Genomic DNA, 14644 nt, shown 5'->3' with positions numbered 1-14644 from the left:
CATCAGAAGACCGACTCGCACTCGCGCCTCGCCAACGGCTTCCTGCTGTCGGGCGACACGATCCAGTGGTTTTTCGAGCAGTACCTGCGCGATGCCGGCGATCGCGACGACTGGCGTTTCGCGCCGCTCGACGGCGCGCGCGGCGCGCCCGATTTCCGCGGCGTCGCGCCCGCATGGATCGCGACCGCCGAATACGACCCGCTGAGCGACGAAGGCGATTGCTACGCGGAAAAGCTGCTGACGCTCGGCAACGCGGTCACGCTGCGGCGCTATGCGGGAATGATCCACGAGTTCTTCAAGATGGGCGGCTATGTGCCCGAAGTCGCGCATGCGCATGCGGATGCCGCGGCGGCGCTGCGCGCGGCGTTCGGGCTTGGCTGACGCAGGCGGACCGGCGTTGCGGCGATCAGGCGATCGCGCGCTCCACATTGAACGCAAAGCTGCGTTCGAAGTCTCCCGGCCGCACCACCCGGTGCGAGCCGTTGTCGTCGCTGCGCTCGGCCACCGCCACGCCGATCACGTCGCCATAAGCGGCCACCCGCAGCGCGGTGGTGCCGCGCGTGCCGTACTCGGGCGACTCGATGAACGCCGCCGACAACGCCCGTTCGCGTTCGAGCGCAATACCGGTGGACGGCAATTCATCGTCGCGTGCGACCCGGGGATCGCGCATCAGATCGATCAGGGCTTCGAGGGGGGGCATCGCGTCGCGCGCGAGCAGCGTGGCCAGCTCCGCGCGCTTTCTGACGAGCTTCGGCCAAGGGGTATCGAGCACTGCGTTCGAGATGCCGTGCGTGCCCGGCGCGAGCAGCGCGGGGCCGCTTGCGCCGTTGCCCGCGCGGTCGCGGCTGGCGCGGTTGCAATACCACGCCAGTTCGCGGCGGGTCCAGTCGCCGACCAGCAAATTGAAACCGTTGTAGATGTCGCCGGTGCGGGCGACGTGATGCAGATAGGCGAGCGGCGTTTCGTGCGGGTTGCCATCCGCGTCGCGCGCGGCGCCGCTCAGCCAGTCGCTGACGAGCGTGCCGCGGGTCGGCGCATCGGCGCGCATTTCCCCCGGCGCCCGGTAATTGGTCAGCGCGGCGAAGCGGCCGTCGCGCGACAGCCCGAGCCAGGTGCCGCCACCGATCAGATCGCGGCCCGCCAGCACACCCGGCGCGTCGTGCCACCAGCCGATCGGCTCGGCGGTGCGGCGGAAGAACTCGTCGCGGTTTGCGGCGAGCGTGAAGAGCGGGCCATCGACCGCGTCGGGTCGCCAGTCGAAAACGATCAGACACATCGCGGGACGTCTCCCGGTGAGAGCGTGCGCGGCGGGCTGCCGCGCAAAGCCCACGACAATAAAGCAAACGGCAGGCAGCCAATAAAGCCGGGCAACAAAAAGCGGCGCCTCATCGCGCCGCCTGGTGCTTTGCCCGACCCTCAGGACTCGGCCGGCAACCCGTACGGCAACGGCAGAAATCGCAGCGCCGGACCATCGGCCGCGCGCAGATGCACGCTGCCGCCGTCGAGCGCCGCCAGCTTGATCTCGACCAGCAGATCGACGCCGCCGCCTTGCGCGCACGCCGCGTTGACGACCATCCCGCACGGCTGGGCCGGATCGTCCGAATGGAACAACTCCGCGCCCGGGCGCACCGTGTCGGCTTCGCCGGCCACGTTGGCGAGCGACGTGCGCCGCTTGATCGTGCCGCGATACTGGCTGCGCGCGACCACTTCCTGACCCGGATAGCAGCCCTTGCGGAAATTCACCGCGCCGAGCACGTCATAGTTGACCATTTGCGGCACGAACTGCTCGACGACCGGCTGCGTGATGCGCGGCTCGCCCGCGCGGATGTCCAGCCAGTCCCATACGGCCGGCGACACGCGCTTCAATTTGCCGTCGAGCGACGGCAGCAGCGCGTCGACCTGTACCTTCGGTCCGATCCACAGATAGCGCAGGTGTCCCAACGCATCGGGCACGCGGATCAGCGAGCCCGCCGCGCCGTCGACCTGCACGTGCACGCCGTCGGGCAGCGCGTCGAACACGCCCGAGAGCGCGCCGCGCACGTCGCCCGCGAGGCCGACCACCGTGAGCTCGCCGCTCGCGTCCGCGAGCTTCGCCTTCGCGCGCAGCACGAACATCGACAGACGCTTCTGCACCGCCGCCTGCAGGTCCTTCGACACCAGCAGACGGATCGTGTCGCCGCTGCGCCAGCAGAGAAACGACGCGAGCAGCCGGCCCTTGGCCGAACAATAGCCGGCGAGCCGCGCGTGCGCGGCATCGAGATGCTGGACGTCGTTGGTCAACTGACCGTGCAGGAAGCTCGCCGCGTCGTCGCCGCTCACGTCGATCACGCCGAACTGCGTGAGCGGCATGTACGCGCCATGCCGGGCGATCGCGTCGAATTCGTCGGCTGATGGGCGCGGCAGTACCGGCAGTGGGTTGGAGGCAGGGGGAGCGGCGGAGGCGGGCGTCATGCCGGAGGCAATCCCGGAAGCAATACGCGAAGCGTTGGCGAGCGGTGTGTTCATGGATTTCCGGAACAGTCAATTCTGACTTTAGCTAAGGCAAACAAGTATTATATGCAGTCCATCCCCGTCACGTTTCCATGTCCCTTTTGAAGAAATGCCTGGTCGCCGGCTCGATTGTCGTTGTGCTGGCCGTGGCGGCCGTCGCCGCCGGATATCACTGGGCCACGAGCCCACTCGAATTGAACCCGGCGCAACTCGACGTCACCGTCAAACCGCACAGCAGCCTGCGCAGTGTCGCGCTGCAACTCAATCGCGGCGGCGTGCCGGTCGAACCCGAACTGTTTATCGCGATGACGCGGCTGCTCGGTCTGCAAGGCGAACTGAAATCCGGCAATTACGAGTTCAAAAGCGGCATCACGCCCTATGACGTGCTGCAGAAAATCGCGCGCGGCGACGTCAACGAGTATGTCGCGACGATCATCGAAGGCTGGACCTTCAAGCGCATGCGCGCCGAGCTCGATGCGAACCCGGCGCTCAGGCACGACACCCTCGGCATGAGCGACGCCGACCTGATGAACGCGATCGGCGCGCCCGAGGCATCGATCGGCAACGGCGAGGGGCTGTTCTTTCCCGATACCTATCTGTTCGACAAGGGCACGAGCGATCTCGATATCTACCGCCGCTCGTACCGCCTGATGCGCGTGCGTCTGGACGAAGCCTGGCTCGTCCGTGCGCCGTGTCTGCCGTACAAGACACCGTACGACGCGCTGACGATGGCGTCGATCATCGAAAAGGAAACCGGCAAGCCGTCCGACCGGCCGATGGTCGCCGCGGTATTCGCCAACCGTCTGCGCACGGGGATGCCGCTGCAGACGGACCCCACGGTGATCTACGGGATGGGCGAGAACTACAGCGGCCATCTGCGCAAGAAAGATCTGCAAACCGACACTCCCTACAATACCTACACCCGCATGGGCCTGCCGCCGACGCCGATTTCGCTGCCGGGCGTTGCGTCGCTGCAGGCAGCGCTGAACCCGGCGCAAAGCAATGCGCTTTACTTCGTGTCGCGGGGTGACGGCAGCAGCATCTTTTCCGACACCCTCGGCGAGCACAACAAGGCCGTGGACAAATACATTCGAGGGCAATGATGGCGCGCGGCAAATTCATTACGTTTGAAGGCATCGACGGCGCGGGCAAGACCACCCATCTGGGCTGGTTTCGCGAACGGCTCGATGCGAAGCTCGCGGCCACCGGCCGCTCGGTCGTGATGACGCGCGAGCCGGGCGGCACACCGCTTGGCGAGCAGATTCGCGAGATCGTGCTGCATCAGAAGATGGACCTCGAAACCGAGGCCTTGCTGATGTTCGCGCTGCGCCGCCAGCATCTGGCCGAAGTGATCGAGCCGGCGCTCGCGCGCGGCGACTGGGTACTGTCGGACCGTTTCACCGACGCGACCTTTGCGTACCAGGGCGGCGGCCGGGGCTTGCCGCGCGACAAGCTGGAGACCCTCGAGCGCTGGGTGCAGGGCGGTTTCCAGCCCGACCTGACCGTTCTGTTCGACCTCGCGCCGGCGATCGCCAGCGAGCGGCGCAGCGCCGCGCGCGATCCGGACCGTTTCGAGAGCGAGTCGGCGGCGTTTTTCGAGCGCACGCGCGACGAATACATGCGCCGCGCCGAAGAGGCGCCTTACCGTTTCGCTATCATCGACTCGTCGCAGAGCATCGCGCGAATTCAGAAACAACTTGATGAATTGATTCTAACTCTCTGATTGTACACGCATAATGGCAGGATCCGTAGATCGCAGCCAAGCTCGCGTCGAACCTCAAGAAACACCGTCAACTCCTTGATGTATAAAGACAAACGATGATTTATCCGTGGCAAACCGATGACTGGAATCGCCTGCAGCAATTGCGTGCCCACTGGCCGCATGCATTGCTGCTGCACGGCCAGGCCGGCATCGGCAAGCTGCGCTTCGCGCAGCACCTCGCGCAGGGTCTGCTGTGCGAAGCGCCGCAGGCCAATGGCGAGCCGTGCCGCGCGTGCGTGGCGTGCAACTGGTTCGCGCAGGGCAATCATCCCGATTACCGGATCGTCGTCCCGGAGGCGCTGGCCGCCGAAGCCGGCCCGATCAACGCCGCGAACGGCGCCGATGAAAAAGCCGACAAAGCCGACGACGGCGAAGGCAAGAAGAGCCGCGCGCCGAGCAAGGAAATCAGGATCGAGCAGATTCGCGGTCTGCTGGACTTCGTGGGCGTCGGCTCGCACCGTGGCGGCGCGCGCGTGGTCGTGCTGTATCCGGCCGAGGGGCTCAATGTCGCGGCGGCCAACGCGTTGCTCAAGACGCTCGAGGAGCCGCCTGCGGGCGTCGTGTTTCTGATGGTATCGGCGCGGGTCGACCGCCTGCTGCCGACGATCATCAGCCGCTGCCGCCAATGGCCGATGCGCGTTCCCGCTCCGCAAGCGGCCGCGCAATGGCTGGCCGCGCAGGGCGTCGATGATGCGCCGGCGTTGCTCGCCGAAGCGGGCGGCGCGCCGCTGGCGGCGCTTGCGCTCGCCAGCGACGAGAACCGCGCGCTGCGCGACTGGACGCTCAAGCAGCTCGCGGCCGGCTCCGGGTGCGACGCATTCGCCTGCGGCGAGGCGTTGCAGAAACTGCCGGTGCCGATGGTGCTCGGCTGGCTGCAGCGCTGGATGTACGATCTGCTCGCGCAATGCACGGCCGGCGCGCCGCGCTATTTTCCGCAGGCGTCCGCGGCGCTCGCGCGCTGCGCGTCGCAGGCCGACGCCCATGCATTCGCGCGTTTTCTGCGCACCGTGACGCGCCAGCGCGCGGTCGAAAATCATCCGCTGAACGCGCGCCTCGTGTTCGAGGAACTGTTTATCGGCTATCGCGCGCTGTTCGCGTAGCCGCTTCGCTCCGTCTTTTCAAGCCAGCCCCGCCATGAGCCTTTTCTACCGCGATGCCACGCTCGACGATCTGCCCGCGATCGTCGCGATCTACAACTCGACCATTCCGTCCCGGCAGGTCACCGCCGATCTCGACCCAGTCAGCGTCGAAAGCCGGCACGGGTGGTTTCTTGCGCATGGTCCGCACAAGCGTCCGCTGTGGGTGGTCGAAGACCCGCGCGAGCCAGGCCGGGTGATCGGCTGGCTGAGTTTTTCCGATTTCTACGGCCGTCCTGCCTATCAGCGCACCGCGGAAGTCAGCATTTATCTGGATGAAAGCGCGCGCGGCCAGGGCCTCGGCAAGAAACTGCTGGCGGCATCGCTCGAAGCGGCGCCGGGGCTTGGCATCGATACCGTGCTGGGCTTCGTGTTCGGTCACAATGACGCGAGCGTGCAGCTGTTCCGCGGCTTTGGCTTCGACACGTGGGGGTCGCTGCCGCGCGTCGCGGTGCTGGATGGCGTCGAGCGCGATCTGCTGATTCTCGGCAAGCGTCTCGCGCACGCCGGCTGATTACGCCGGCCGAGCACGCCGCCCAGGCTGCTACGAGCGGCCGAGCCGCACACCGCACCCGTCCGCCAGCCTCATTTTTTCGCAGGATCCGATCATGTTTGTCGACTCGCACTGCCATATCAATTTCGAAGGACTCGGTGATCGTCTGCCGCAAGTACTGGAGAACATGCGCAGCCATTCGGTCTCGCACGCGCTGTGCGTGTCGGTGGATCTCGAAACGCTGCCGTCCGTGCTGGACATCGCCAGCCGGTACGAGAACGTCTATGCGTCGGTCGGCGTGCACCCGGATCACGAGCATATGCGCGAGCCGACAGTGGCCGAACTGGTCGAACTGGCCGCGCATCCGAAGGTCGTTGCGATCGGCGAGACCGGGCTCGACTACTACCGGCTCGAAGGCCGCACGATCGCCGATATGGAATGGCAGCGCGAGCGTTTTCGCACCCATATCCGCGCCGCGCACGCGACGATGAAGCCGCTGATCATCCATACCCGCGCGTCGTCGCAAGACACGCTGCGGATCATGGCCGAGGAGCGCGCGGGCGAGCCGGGCGGCGTGATGCACTGTTTCACCGAGCCGTGGGTGATCGCCGAACAGGCGCTCGCGCAAAACTTTTACATTTCGCTGTCGGGCATCGTCACGTTCAAAAGCGCGACGGACGTGCAGGAGGTCGCGCGCCGCGTGCCGCTCGAGCGTCTGCTGATCGAGACCGATTCGCCGTATCTCGCGCCGGTGCCGTATCGCGGCAAGCCCAATGAACCTGCGTACGTCAGTTATGTCGGACGCTTCATCGCACAGCAGCGCGAGATGCCGGAAGAGGCGCTGGCCGCCGCGACCACGCAAAACTTCTTCAGATTGTTCAAGCTTCCCGCGCCAGCCGGCGCTTGATGGAAGTCGCGAAACATCAGAAACATCAAACGGACAGGACAACATCCTGAAGCCAGATATGAAAAACATTCCGCTGCCGACGTTCTCATCGCAACCGTCCTGCGCCCCGCGCGCTGCCCGCCGCGCGTGGGCTCCGGCCCGGCGTAGCGCGCTCGCGCTCACGCTCGCGTGCGCCGCGTTGAGCTCGCTCGCCACCGTGCCCGCGCACGCGACGCCGATCGATTCGCTGATCAAGTCGGTCAAGTTCGACGACATCGACGGCGTCAACAAGCTGCTCGCCAAGGGCATGGATCCGAATAGCGTCGACAACCAGGGCATGCCGCTGCTGGTGATCGCCGCGCGCGAAAAATCGGACAAGGTGGCCGCCGCATTGCTCGCCAATCCGAAGACCGATATCGAGATTCAGGACAAGGCGGGCGAGAACGCGCTGATGATGGCGTCGCTCGTCGGTGACCTCGACCTCGTCAATCTGCTGATCTCGAAAGACGCCGAGGTCAACAAGAAGGGCTGGGCGCCGCTGCACTATGCGGCCGCGAACGGCCACGACGACATCGTCAAGGTGCTGCTCGACCATTCGGCCTACGTCGATGCGGGCTCGCCGAACGGCACCACGCCGCTGATGATGGCCGCGCGCGGCGGCCACGTGTCGACCGTCAAGCTGCTGCTCGACAACGGCGCGGACCTGACGGTGAAGAACCAGATCGGCATGACGGCGCTCGATTTCGCGAAGACCTACAAGGAGCCGGACGTCGTCGAAGGGCTCAGCGCGCGCATGCAGCAAATGCAGCAGCCGAAACAATAAGCCGGCGAGCGGGGCGGCCGCGGCGCAGCGCACGCGTGGTCGACGCGGCACTTCAGTGCCGCTCGATCCGACTCGTCAGACAACGCGCCGGCCAGCCTGCTGCCAGCGCGTAAAACAGTGCAGAATGACGGCTTCTGCGCGCCGCGGCGCGCGGTCGGGGACGCGGCGAAAGACCGCGTGATAAACAACCATGGAAAGGAACACCATGCTGCGGGCTTTGATCTTCGCCGGCGCGCTCGCCTTGCCGTTGTCGGCAGCCGCGTTTTCGGGAGGCGACCTCAACAAGCTGTGCACCAAGACCGACGTGGCTTCGCGCGCCGCCTGCGCGGCCTATATAGAAGGCGCCGCCGACGGCATTTTCAACACGATCGACGCGATCGGCGGCACCACGGGTCCGCGCGTCGGCCAGTACTTCTGCCTGCCGCAGGAGGCGCGCTCCGCGCAGTTGACCGACGCGGTGCGCAAGTACATCGCCGAGAACCCGAACGTCGCGGGCTACAACGCGAGTACCGCGATTTCGCTCGGACTCGGCAAGGCCTTTCCCTGCAAGAGCGGCGACTGATTCGCATCGCATCGCCGCCAGCGGGTATCACCCCGGGGCCGGCGCGCCGGGTGCCGTGGTCGCCGTTCCCCCGGCGGGCGGAACGAACACATGAGATGCCGGTAGTCGCGCAGGCGCGCCGCCGCTCTTCGAGCCCGGAGGAAGATGCCCGTTATGTCCACGTTCTACGACTTCAGCCAGGTGGCCGCCGCGCCGCTGCACTCGTGGCTCGGCGCGCTGATCGTGACGGTCCTGATGACGCTGGTGGCCGTCGGCGTTCACCGCTTTGGCTCGCGCATCGTGCGGCGTCTCGCCGAACCTCATGCGCTCACCAGCCTGGTCGTGCGCTATATCGACAAGCCCTCGCTGTTCGTCCTCATGATCGTCGTGTTCGACTGGATCTGGTCCGAGGCGCCCGACACGCTCAATTTCATCGAACCGCTGCGCGACTTCACCGGGGTCTTGCTGATCGCCGCGTTCACGTGGCTGTCGATGCGCTCGGCCGCGGCGATCGGTGAGGCGATCATCCGCGCCCACCCGCTCGATACCGCCGATAACCTGCACGCGCGCCGCATTCATACTCAGGCGAGGGTGCTCGCGCGCTCGGTGATGATCGTCATCGTCATCATCGGTGTGGGCGCCGCGCTGATGACGCTGCCGAGCGTCCGGCAGATCGGCGCGAGCTTGCTGGCTTCCGCCGGCGTGGCCGGCCTGGTCGCCGGTATCGCCGCCCGCCCGGTGCTCGGCAACCTGATCGCCGGCCTGCAGATCGCGCTATCGCAGCCGATTCGCCTCGACGACGTGGTCGTCATCGAGAACGAGTGGGGGCGCATCGAGGAAATCAGCGGCACCTACGTGTCGGTGCGGCTATGGGATCAGCGCCGGCTGATCGTGCCGCTGCAATGGTTTATCGAAAATCCGTTCACGAACTGGACGCGCAGCAGCTCGCAGATCATCGGCACGGTATTTCTGTTCGTCGATTACCGGATGCCGCTCGCGCCGCTGCGCGAGGAGCTTGCGCGCCTCGTCGAGGGGGCGCCCGAATGGGATCGGCGCGTGCAGGTGTTGCAGGTCGTCGACTGCACCGAACGCGCGATGCAATTGCGCGCGCTCGTCAGCGCACCCGATTCGGGCCTCGCGTGGGATCTGCGTTGCCGCGTGCGCGAAGGGCTCCTCGACTTCGTTCAGCGCCACTATCCGGAGTACCTGCCGCGTGCGCGCGCCGAGGTGTCGGCCGAACTCGAAACCGGCGACGGCGAGACGGTCGACTGGATGCCACGCAGCGCGCATGCGCCAGCCGGCAGCACCGCTGCGCACACCGAAGCCGATCCGGTGGCGAGCCGCATCGGCCGTCCGGAGGCGGGCGTGGCCAGCGCCGCGCAAAAGGCCCGCGAGCAGGCGTAGTGGTTCGTGCCACCGATGCGCTGGCGCCGGGCACGGCATTTGCTATCTTCGGGGCGCGGCCGCGCCCACCGAATCACCGCACCGCACCGGCAACCCCGTTGCGTGGCCCGATAAACTCAAGGAGGAGATCCAAACATGGCCCGACTGATCGTCGTGTCAAACCGCGTCGCGACGCCGACTGAGACCAAAGGGTCGGCGGGCGGCCTCGCGGTCGGCGTGTTCGGCGCGCTGAAGGATGCGGGCGGGGTCTGGTTCGGCTGGAGCGGCGACGTGGTCAGCGAGAGCGTCGCCAATGCGGGGCCGGTTCTCCAACAGGACGGCGCGGTCACTTTCGCGACGGTCGGCCTCACGCGCAAGGACTACGACCAGTACTACCGCGGTTTTTCGAACGCAACGCTGTGGCCGGTGTTCCACTACCGCAACGACCTCGCGCGTTACGAACGCGAGGAATACGCGGGCTACCGGCGCGTCAACGCATGGCTCGCGCACAAGCTCGTCAAGCTGCTGCAACCCGACGACGTGATCTGGATTCACGACTATCACCTGATCCCGTTCGCCGAGGCGCTGCGCGCCGAGGGCGTAACCAACCGCATCGGCTTCTTCCTGCATATTCCGTTTCCCGCGCCGCAGATCCTGCTGAACATTCCGCCGCACGAAGAGCTCGTGAAGTCGCTGTCGTGCTACGACCTGCTCGGCTTCCAGACCGAGACGGACCGCCAGGCGTTCCACGATTACGTGTCGCGCCACGCGCGCGGCAGCGTCAGCGCCGATGGCATGGTGGAGGCATTCGGGCGCAAACTGCGCACCGGCGTGTACCGGATCGGCGTGTTCCCCGATGAAATCGCCGAGCAGGCGAAGCGCTATGAAAGCCGCCAGCACGTGCTCGATCTGAAGCAGAGTCTGGAGGGGCGCAAGCTGATCATGAGCGTCGATCGGCTCGATTATTCGAAGGGGCTGGTCGAACGCTTTCGCGCGTTCGAATTGCTGCTCGAGCGCTCGCCGGAATGGCGCGGCAACGTCACGCTCGTGCAGATCGCGCCGCCGACGCGCTCGGACGTCGTCACCTATCAGAAAATCCGTCAGGATCTCGAATACGAGGCGGGGCGCATCAATGGCCGCTACTCGGGCCTCGACTACACGCCGATCCGTTATCTGAACCAGCAATACGACCGCTGGAAGCTGATGTCGCTGTTCCGCGAATCGCAGATTGGCTTCGTCACGCCTCTGCACGACGGCATGAACCTCGTCGCGAAGGAATATGTCGCCGCGCAGAATCCGGCCGACCCCGGCGTGCTGGTACTGTCGATTTTCGCCGGCGCGGCAGCGGAGCTGTCCGGCGCGCTGCTCGTCAATCCGCACGACGCGATCGGCATGTGCGAGGCGTTGCAGCGCGCGCTGCAGATGCCGCTCGACGCGCGCCAGCGGCGTCACGAAATCAATATGGCCGCGCTGCGCAAGAACGACCTCGGCGTGTGGCGCGACACCTTCCTCAAAAACTTGCGCAGCATGCCGGTGCGAAAGCCGGCCAAGGGCGACGGGCATCGGTGACGCCGCACCGTGCGGTGTGGTGCGGTGTGGTGCGGTGTGGTGCGGTCGGGGCGCGCTGCGCCGGCCCAGCGCTGATGCCGGGCCGTACTGCTACGCTTGACGCCGCATCTCGCGGGTGGCCGTGCCCTCGGGCGCCTGGCCGCCTCGCGCTCGGCTGCGCTGTCTGTCACCGGATGTAAGCCGTTTGTAACAGCGCGGAGCAAATGCAAGACCAGCGGCTTTACGCGCGACGCCAGGCAATAATGGGCGATACCGCACGAGCGCGCGTGCCCACACGACGCGCGCGCAATGACCGGTTGCAACGGCGCTGTCACGCCGTGCGCCGCTCGTGCATAGTGCCAACGCAGCGGCTGCGGGCACCGCCCGCGAAGCCGTCAGACCACGGAGACCAAACATGAAGATTGCGCAGATCGCCCCGCTGACCGAGTCCGTGCCGCCGAAGCTGTATGGCGGCACCGAGCGCGTCGTGTCGTACATCACCGAAGCGCTGGTCGAGCAGGGCCATGACGTGACGCTGTTCGCGAGCGGTGACTCCGTGACCAGCGCGAAACTCGAAGCGGTGTGGCCGCGCGCACTGCGTCTGGACCCGGGGATCCGCGATCGCGTTGCGCCGCATATGCTGCTGATGGAACTGGTGCGCCGCCAGGCCGAAGACTTCGACGTATTGCACTTTCACCTCGACTACTACTCGTTTTCGGTGTTTAAGCGCCAGAACACGCCGTTCGTCACGACGATGCACGGGCGTCTCGATTTGCCCGAGCAGCAGCCGGTATTCGACACCTTCAACACCGCGCCGGTGATCTCCATTTCGAACGCGCAGCGTCATCCGCTACCGCAGGCCCGCTGGCTCACCACCGTCTACCACGGGCTGCCAGAGCAGCTTTATACGCCGCAACCGGTCGAGCAGAAGTACCTCGCGTTTCTCGGCCGGATTTCGCCGGAAAAGCGCGTCGATACCGCAATCCGGATTGCGGGGCGCTGCGGGATACCGATTCGTATTGCCGCGAAAGTCGACGCGGCCGACCGCGAATACTTCGAACGTGACATCCGGCCGTTGCTGGATTTGCCGTACGTCGAATACATCGGCGAGATCGCCGACGCTCAGAAGGCCGAGTTTCTGTCGGGCGCGCATGCGCTGCTGTTTCCGATCGACTGGCCGGAGCCGTTCGGCCTCGTGATGATCGAGGCGATGGCGTGCGGCACGCCGGTGGTCGCGTTCAACCGCGGCTCGGTGCCGGAAGTGCTGGAAGAGGGCCTGACGGGCTTTATCGTCGAAGACGAGATCGGCGCGGTGGCGGCGGTCAACCGGCTGCATAAGATGCCCCGTGCGGGCGTGCGGCGGCGCTTCGAGGAGCGCTTCACATCGCACTCGATGGCGCGGCAGTACGTGGACGCCTATCAGTCGGTGATTCGCGCGCAGAAGCGCTCGCGCCTGAAGGTGGTCGATTCGTCGTCGGGTGGTTGACGCGGGTCGCTCGACTAGCCCGAAGAGCGATGAAAGGAGCGGCGATGTGCGATGCGCATCGCCGTTTTTTATGGCTGGTTCGTGCGAGGTAGGTGGGCGCCAGAAAGACGGCGCGATGGCAGCAAAAAAGCCGCGCCAAGCCCTGTAACGGGCTTTCCCGCGGCTTCGACCGGACGCGGTTCCGGTGCCCGGGCCGAAGCGGCGCCAGCGGCAGCCATCGCCGCTGGTACGAGCCAACGACAGCGCCACGCCGATTGACGTATGGCGGACCTACGGCCCGCGAAGTCCGCCGCTTTCGTGAGCGTGTGCCACTGCGCCTACCGCGGCATCCAGCGCGCACTTCGGCCGCGCTCTGAACGCACGCGCTGCGCGCTCAGATCTTCAGCCGCGAGACCTTCGTGCCTTGCAGCGACACGTCGCCCATCAGGCCAGCGTTGGTCAGCACGAACACCTGCACCGGCGCGGTGGCCGTCGTCGTGTCGACCGCGCCGTTCGCGCCGACCTTCACGAGTGCGACGGACGCATCGACGCCGGCCGACCAGCCGTCGGCGTTGCGGAATTTGTCGAGCGAGTCCTGCGTCATGAACAGGAAGATGATCGCTTTCGACTGTGCGCCCGCCTGCAGGCCGAACGAACCGGAAACCGTGCTGTAGTAACCGACGGTCGCGCCACTCACGCGCAACGCGCCTTCGCCATACTGACCGCCGACGATAAAGCCCGCCTGCAGCACCGATGGGAACACGAGTACGCCGCGCGCCTTCGATACCAGTTCGCGCGAGCCCGGCACGGTCGTGAACAGTTTGGACAGCGTGCCGTCGACGCTCGCGTCGATCGCATGCCGCTTCGAGGTGTCGGTGGCGGCGGTGTCATGACTGCTGGTTCCCGTCGTCGTGCAGCCCGCCAGTGCAAGGCCTCCGAAAGCAAGCGCGGCGGTGGTCTTCAACATGAAGTGTCGTCTTTGCATCGTTTTTCTCCGTCATGGATCCGGGGCGCAACCTGGGTGGTTTCGCCTGGTTGCCTCTGAGTTATAACACACGAACGCATAAAAGGCGTATTCCGCCACCCACGCGAAAACCCTTGTGGGGCGGGGCTTTGAGGCATTTCGTAAGGTGCTATCGGGTAATTCTGACCGGGGCGCGCGACGCTGCGCGAACGCGTCGCAAGCGCGACGCGGACGTCGTGGCCGCGAAACATCCCCAGCACGCGGCGATTTTGGGGCCGCTTCGAGGCTTCGGGCCAGCGCACCCGTTTTTTACCGATTCTTCAGGGGCCGCTGAATATTTGAAATCGAAATGAAAGTGTTGCGCCGGCGCCGCACAGCAGTGCTCGATGGAGAAACGACGCAAGAGCTTCAGTGAGATCCGGGTCAAATAGAGGCGGCGGCGTATCGGCAGTGCGCGCAACCCGGTGCGGGCGAATGCGAGCCGACGCACGCGGCTTGTCATCCGTGATTGGCCGGGCTCTTGACGGCAGGCGGGCGCCGCAGCGCGCGGCGCACTCCGCCGATGATCACGCCGATCGCGAACAGGATCGCCGCCGGCACCACCCAGTAGCCGACGAACGCATGCCAGAGATAAGACATCAGCGTCGTGCGGCGCACGCTGTACTCGTTGATCGCGTCCTGCTGACGCGCCGCGTTCGCGGCCAGCACGTCGGCCGGGCAGCCGGCGGCTTTCGCCGCGTCGGGCTTGCCGTGGCAGTGCGCGGGCGCGCCGGCCGCCCGTTGCGCGTCGGTGAAGGTCCAACTGGTCAGGGCGCGCTCGAGATCGACCGCGTTATATGACATTTCCTCGCGGATCTCGTTGATCGCGACGATCGCCACGGGCACAGCCCAAAATATGACGACCACCAACCACCGCCTTAACCAGCGGTTTTTATGCTTCGATACCATCCTTGCCTCCGATCGATGCGCAACGCACGAACGACAACGAACGACAAGATGGCGGCCCGGCTAGCGTGCCTGCTGATATAGCCTGGTTCTTTATTATGTAGGGGCGGGCCGTCTCCGCAGCCATCATAGAAGAAAACGGCGGTGTCTGGCGGGCGACGGTCAGCGCAGGGATGCGCAGCGGAAGACAGCGGGGTGGCGATAGGTG

At 66.0% G+C, this 14644-nt stretch carries 15 protein-coding genes; 11 read left to right on the top strand and 4 right to left on the bottom strand.

All coding sequences use genetic code 11. The features are described 5' to 3' along the window. Positions 1-381, top strand: a 381-nt coding sequence (locus VGH68_RS17870; RefSeq protein WP_331604992.1) for an alpha/beta hydrolase fold domain-containing protein, incomplete at its 5' end; no start/stop codon positions are given. A 25-nt stretch (positions 382-406) separates the two neighbouring features. Here the strand turns inward: VGH68_RS17870 and VGH68_RS17865 are convergent. Together VGH68_RS17865 and VGH68_RS17860 are read right to left on the bottom strand one after the other, a co-directional pair. Next, entirely contained in the window at positions 407-1276 is an 870-nt protein-coding gene (locus VGH68_RS17865) for an NRDE family protein (RefSeq protein WP_331604991.1), read from the bottom strand. A 140-nt stretch (positions 1277-1416) separates the two neighbouring features. After that, complete coding sequence (locus VGH68_RS17860; protein WP_331604990.1) at positions 1417-2505, bottom strand: folate-binding protein; 1089 nt, start codon at positions 2503-2505, stop codon at positions 1417-1419. Between the two features lie 77 nt (positions 2506-2582). Here VGH68_RS17860 and mltG point away from each other — a divergent pair, with 77 nt between their 5' ends. The 10 genes from mltG to VGH68_RS17810 all read left to right on the top strand — a co-directional run bounded on the left by mltG (position 2583) and on the right by VGH68_RS17810 (position 12548). Beyond that, positions 2583-3593: an endolytic transglycosylase MltG gene (gene mltG, locus VGH68_RS17855; protein WP_331604989.1), complete on the top strand. Its 1011-nt coding sequence runs from the start codon at positions 2583-2585 to the stop codon at positions 3591-3593. Then, positions 3593-4213, top strand: a complete 621-nt coding sequence (tmk, locus tag VGH68_RS17850; protein ID WP_331604988.1) for a dTMP kinase — start codon at positions 3593-3595, stop codon at positions 4211-4213. The genes mltG and tmk overlap by 1 nt, the downstream gene beginning before the upstream one ends. Positions 4214-4308: 95 nt before the next feature. Then, positions 4309-5352 carry a DNA polymerase III subunit delta' gene (locus VGH68_RS17845; protein ID WP_331604987.1) on the top strand — a complete coding sequence of 348 codons (1044 nt, stop codon included), beginning with the start codon at positions 4309-4311 and terminating at the stop codon, positions 5350-5352. 34 nt (positions 5353-5386) lie between these two features. After that, on the top strand, positions 5387-5902 hold the full coding sequence (locus VGH68_RS17840) for an N-acetyltransferase family protein (RefSeq protein WP_331604986.1): 516 nt from the start codon (positions 5387-5389) through the stop codon (positions 5900-5902). Between the two features lie 94 nt (positions 5903-5996). Continuing rightward, positions 5997-6788 carry a TatD family hydrolase gene (locus VGH68_RS17835; RefSeq protein WP_331604985.1) on the top strand — a complete coding sequence of 264 codons (792 nt, stop codon included), beginning with the start codon at positions 5997-5999 and terminating at the stop codon, positions 6786-6788. Between the two features lie 58 nt (positions 6789-6846). Then, a complete protein-coding gene (locus VGH68_RS17830) occupies positions 6847-7590 on the top strand; it encodes an ankyrin repeat domain-containing protein (protein WP_331604984.1) in 744 nt (247 codons plus the stop codon). 205 nt (positions 7591-7795) lie between these two features. Next, positions 7796-8152, top strand: coding sequence for a Rap1a/Tai family immunity protein (locus tag VGH68_RS17825; RefSeq protein WP_331604983.1), 357 nt, complete (start codon positions 7796-7798; stop codon positions 8150-8152). Positions 8153-8305: 153 nt separating this feature from the next. Further along, positions 8306-9535: a mechanosensitive ion channel family protein gene (locus tag VGH68_RS17820; protein ID WP_331604993.1), complete on the top strand. Its 1230-nt coding sequence runs from the start codon at positions 8306-8308 to the stop codon at positions 9533-9535. A 135-nt stretch (positions 9536-9670) separates the two neighbouring features. After that, positions 9671-11083: an alpha,alpha-trehalose-phosphate synthase (UDP-forming) gene (gene otsA / locus VGH68_RS17815; RefSeq protein ID WP_331604982.1), complete on the top strand. Its 1413-nt coding sequence runs from the start codon at positions 9671-9673 to the stop codon at positions 11081-11083. Positions 11084-11477: 394 nt separating this feature from the next. After that, a complete protein-coding gene (locus VGH68_RS17810) occupies positions 11478-12548 on the top strand; it encodes a glycosyltransferase family 4 protein (protein ID WP_331604980.1) in 1071 nt (356 codons plus the stop codon). A gap of 373 nt (positions 12549-12921) precedes the next feature. On the opposite strand, the gene VGH68_RS17805 is transcribed toward VGH68_RS17810, so the two are convergent. Further along, the gene (locus VGH68_RS17805) at positions 12922-13512 is read right to left on the bottom strand and encodes a BPSL1445 family SYLF domain-containing lipoprotein (protein ID WP_331604978.1); all 591 of its coding nucleotides are present in this window, start codon (positions 13510-13512) and stop codon (positions 12922-12924) included. Positions 13513-13989: 477 nt separating this feature from the next. Continuing rightward, positions 13990-14439, bottom strand: a complete 450-nt coding sequence (locus VGH68_RS17800; protein WP_331604977.1) for a hypothetical protein — start codon at positions 14437-14439, stop codon at positions 13990-13992. Between the last annotated feature and the right edge of the window lie 205 nt (positions 14440-14644).

Origin of the sequence: Paraburkholderia sp., assembly GCF_036488505.1 — a bacterium.
Classification (GTDB): Bacteria; Pseudomonadota; Gammaproteobacteria; order Burkholderiales; family Burkholderiaceae; genus Paraburkholderia.
Note: the sequence above shows the minus strand (reverse complement) of the source record. Positions and strands in the feature narration are given on the sequence as shown.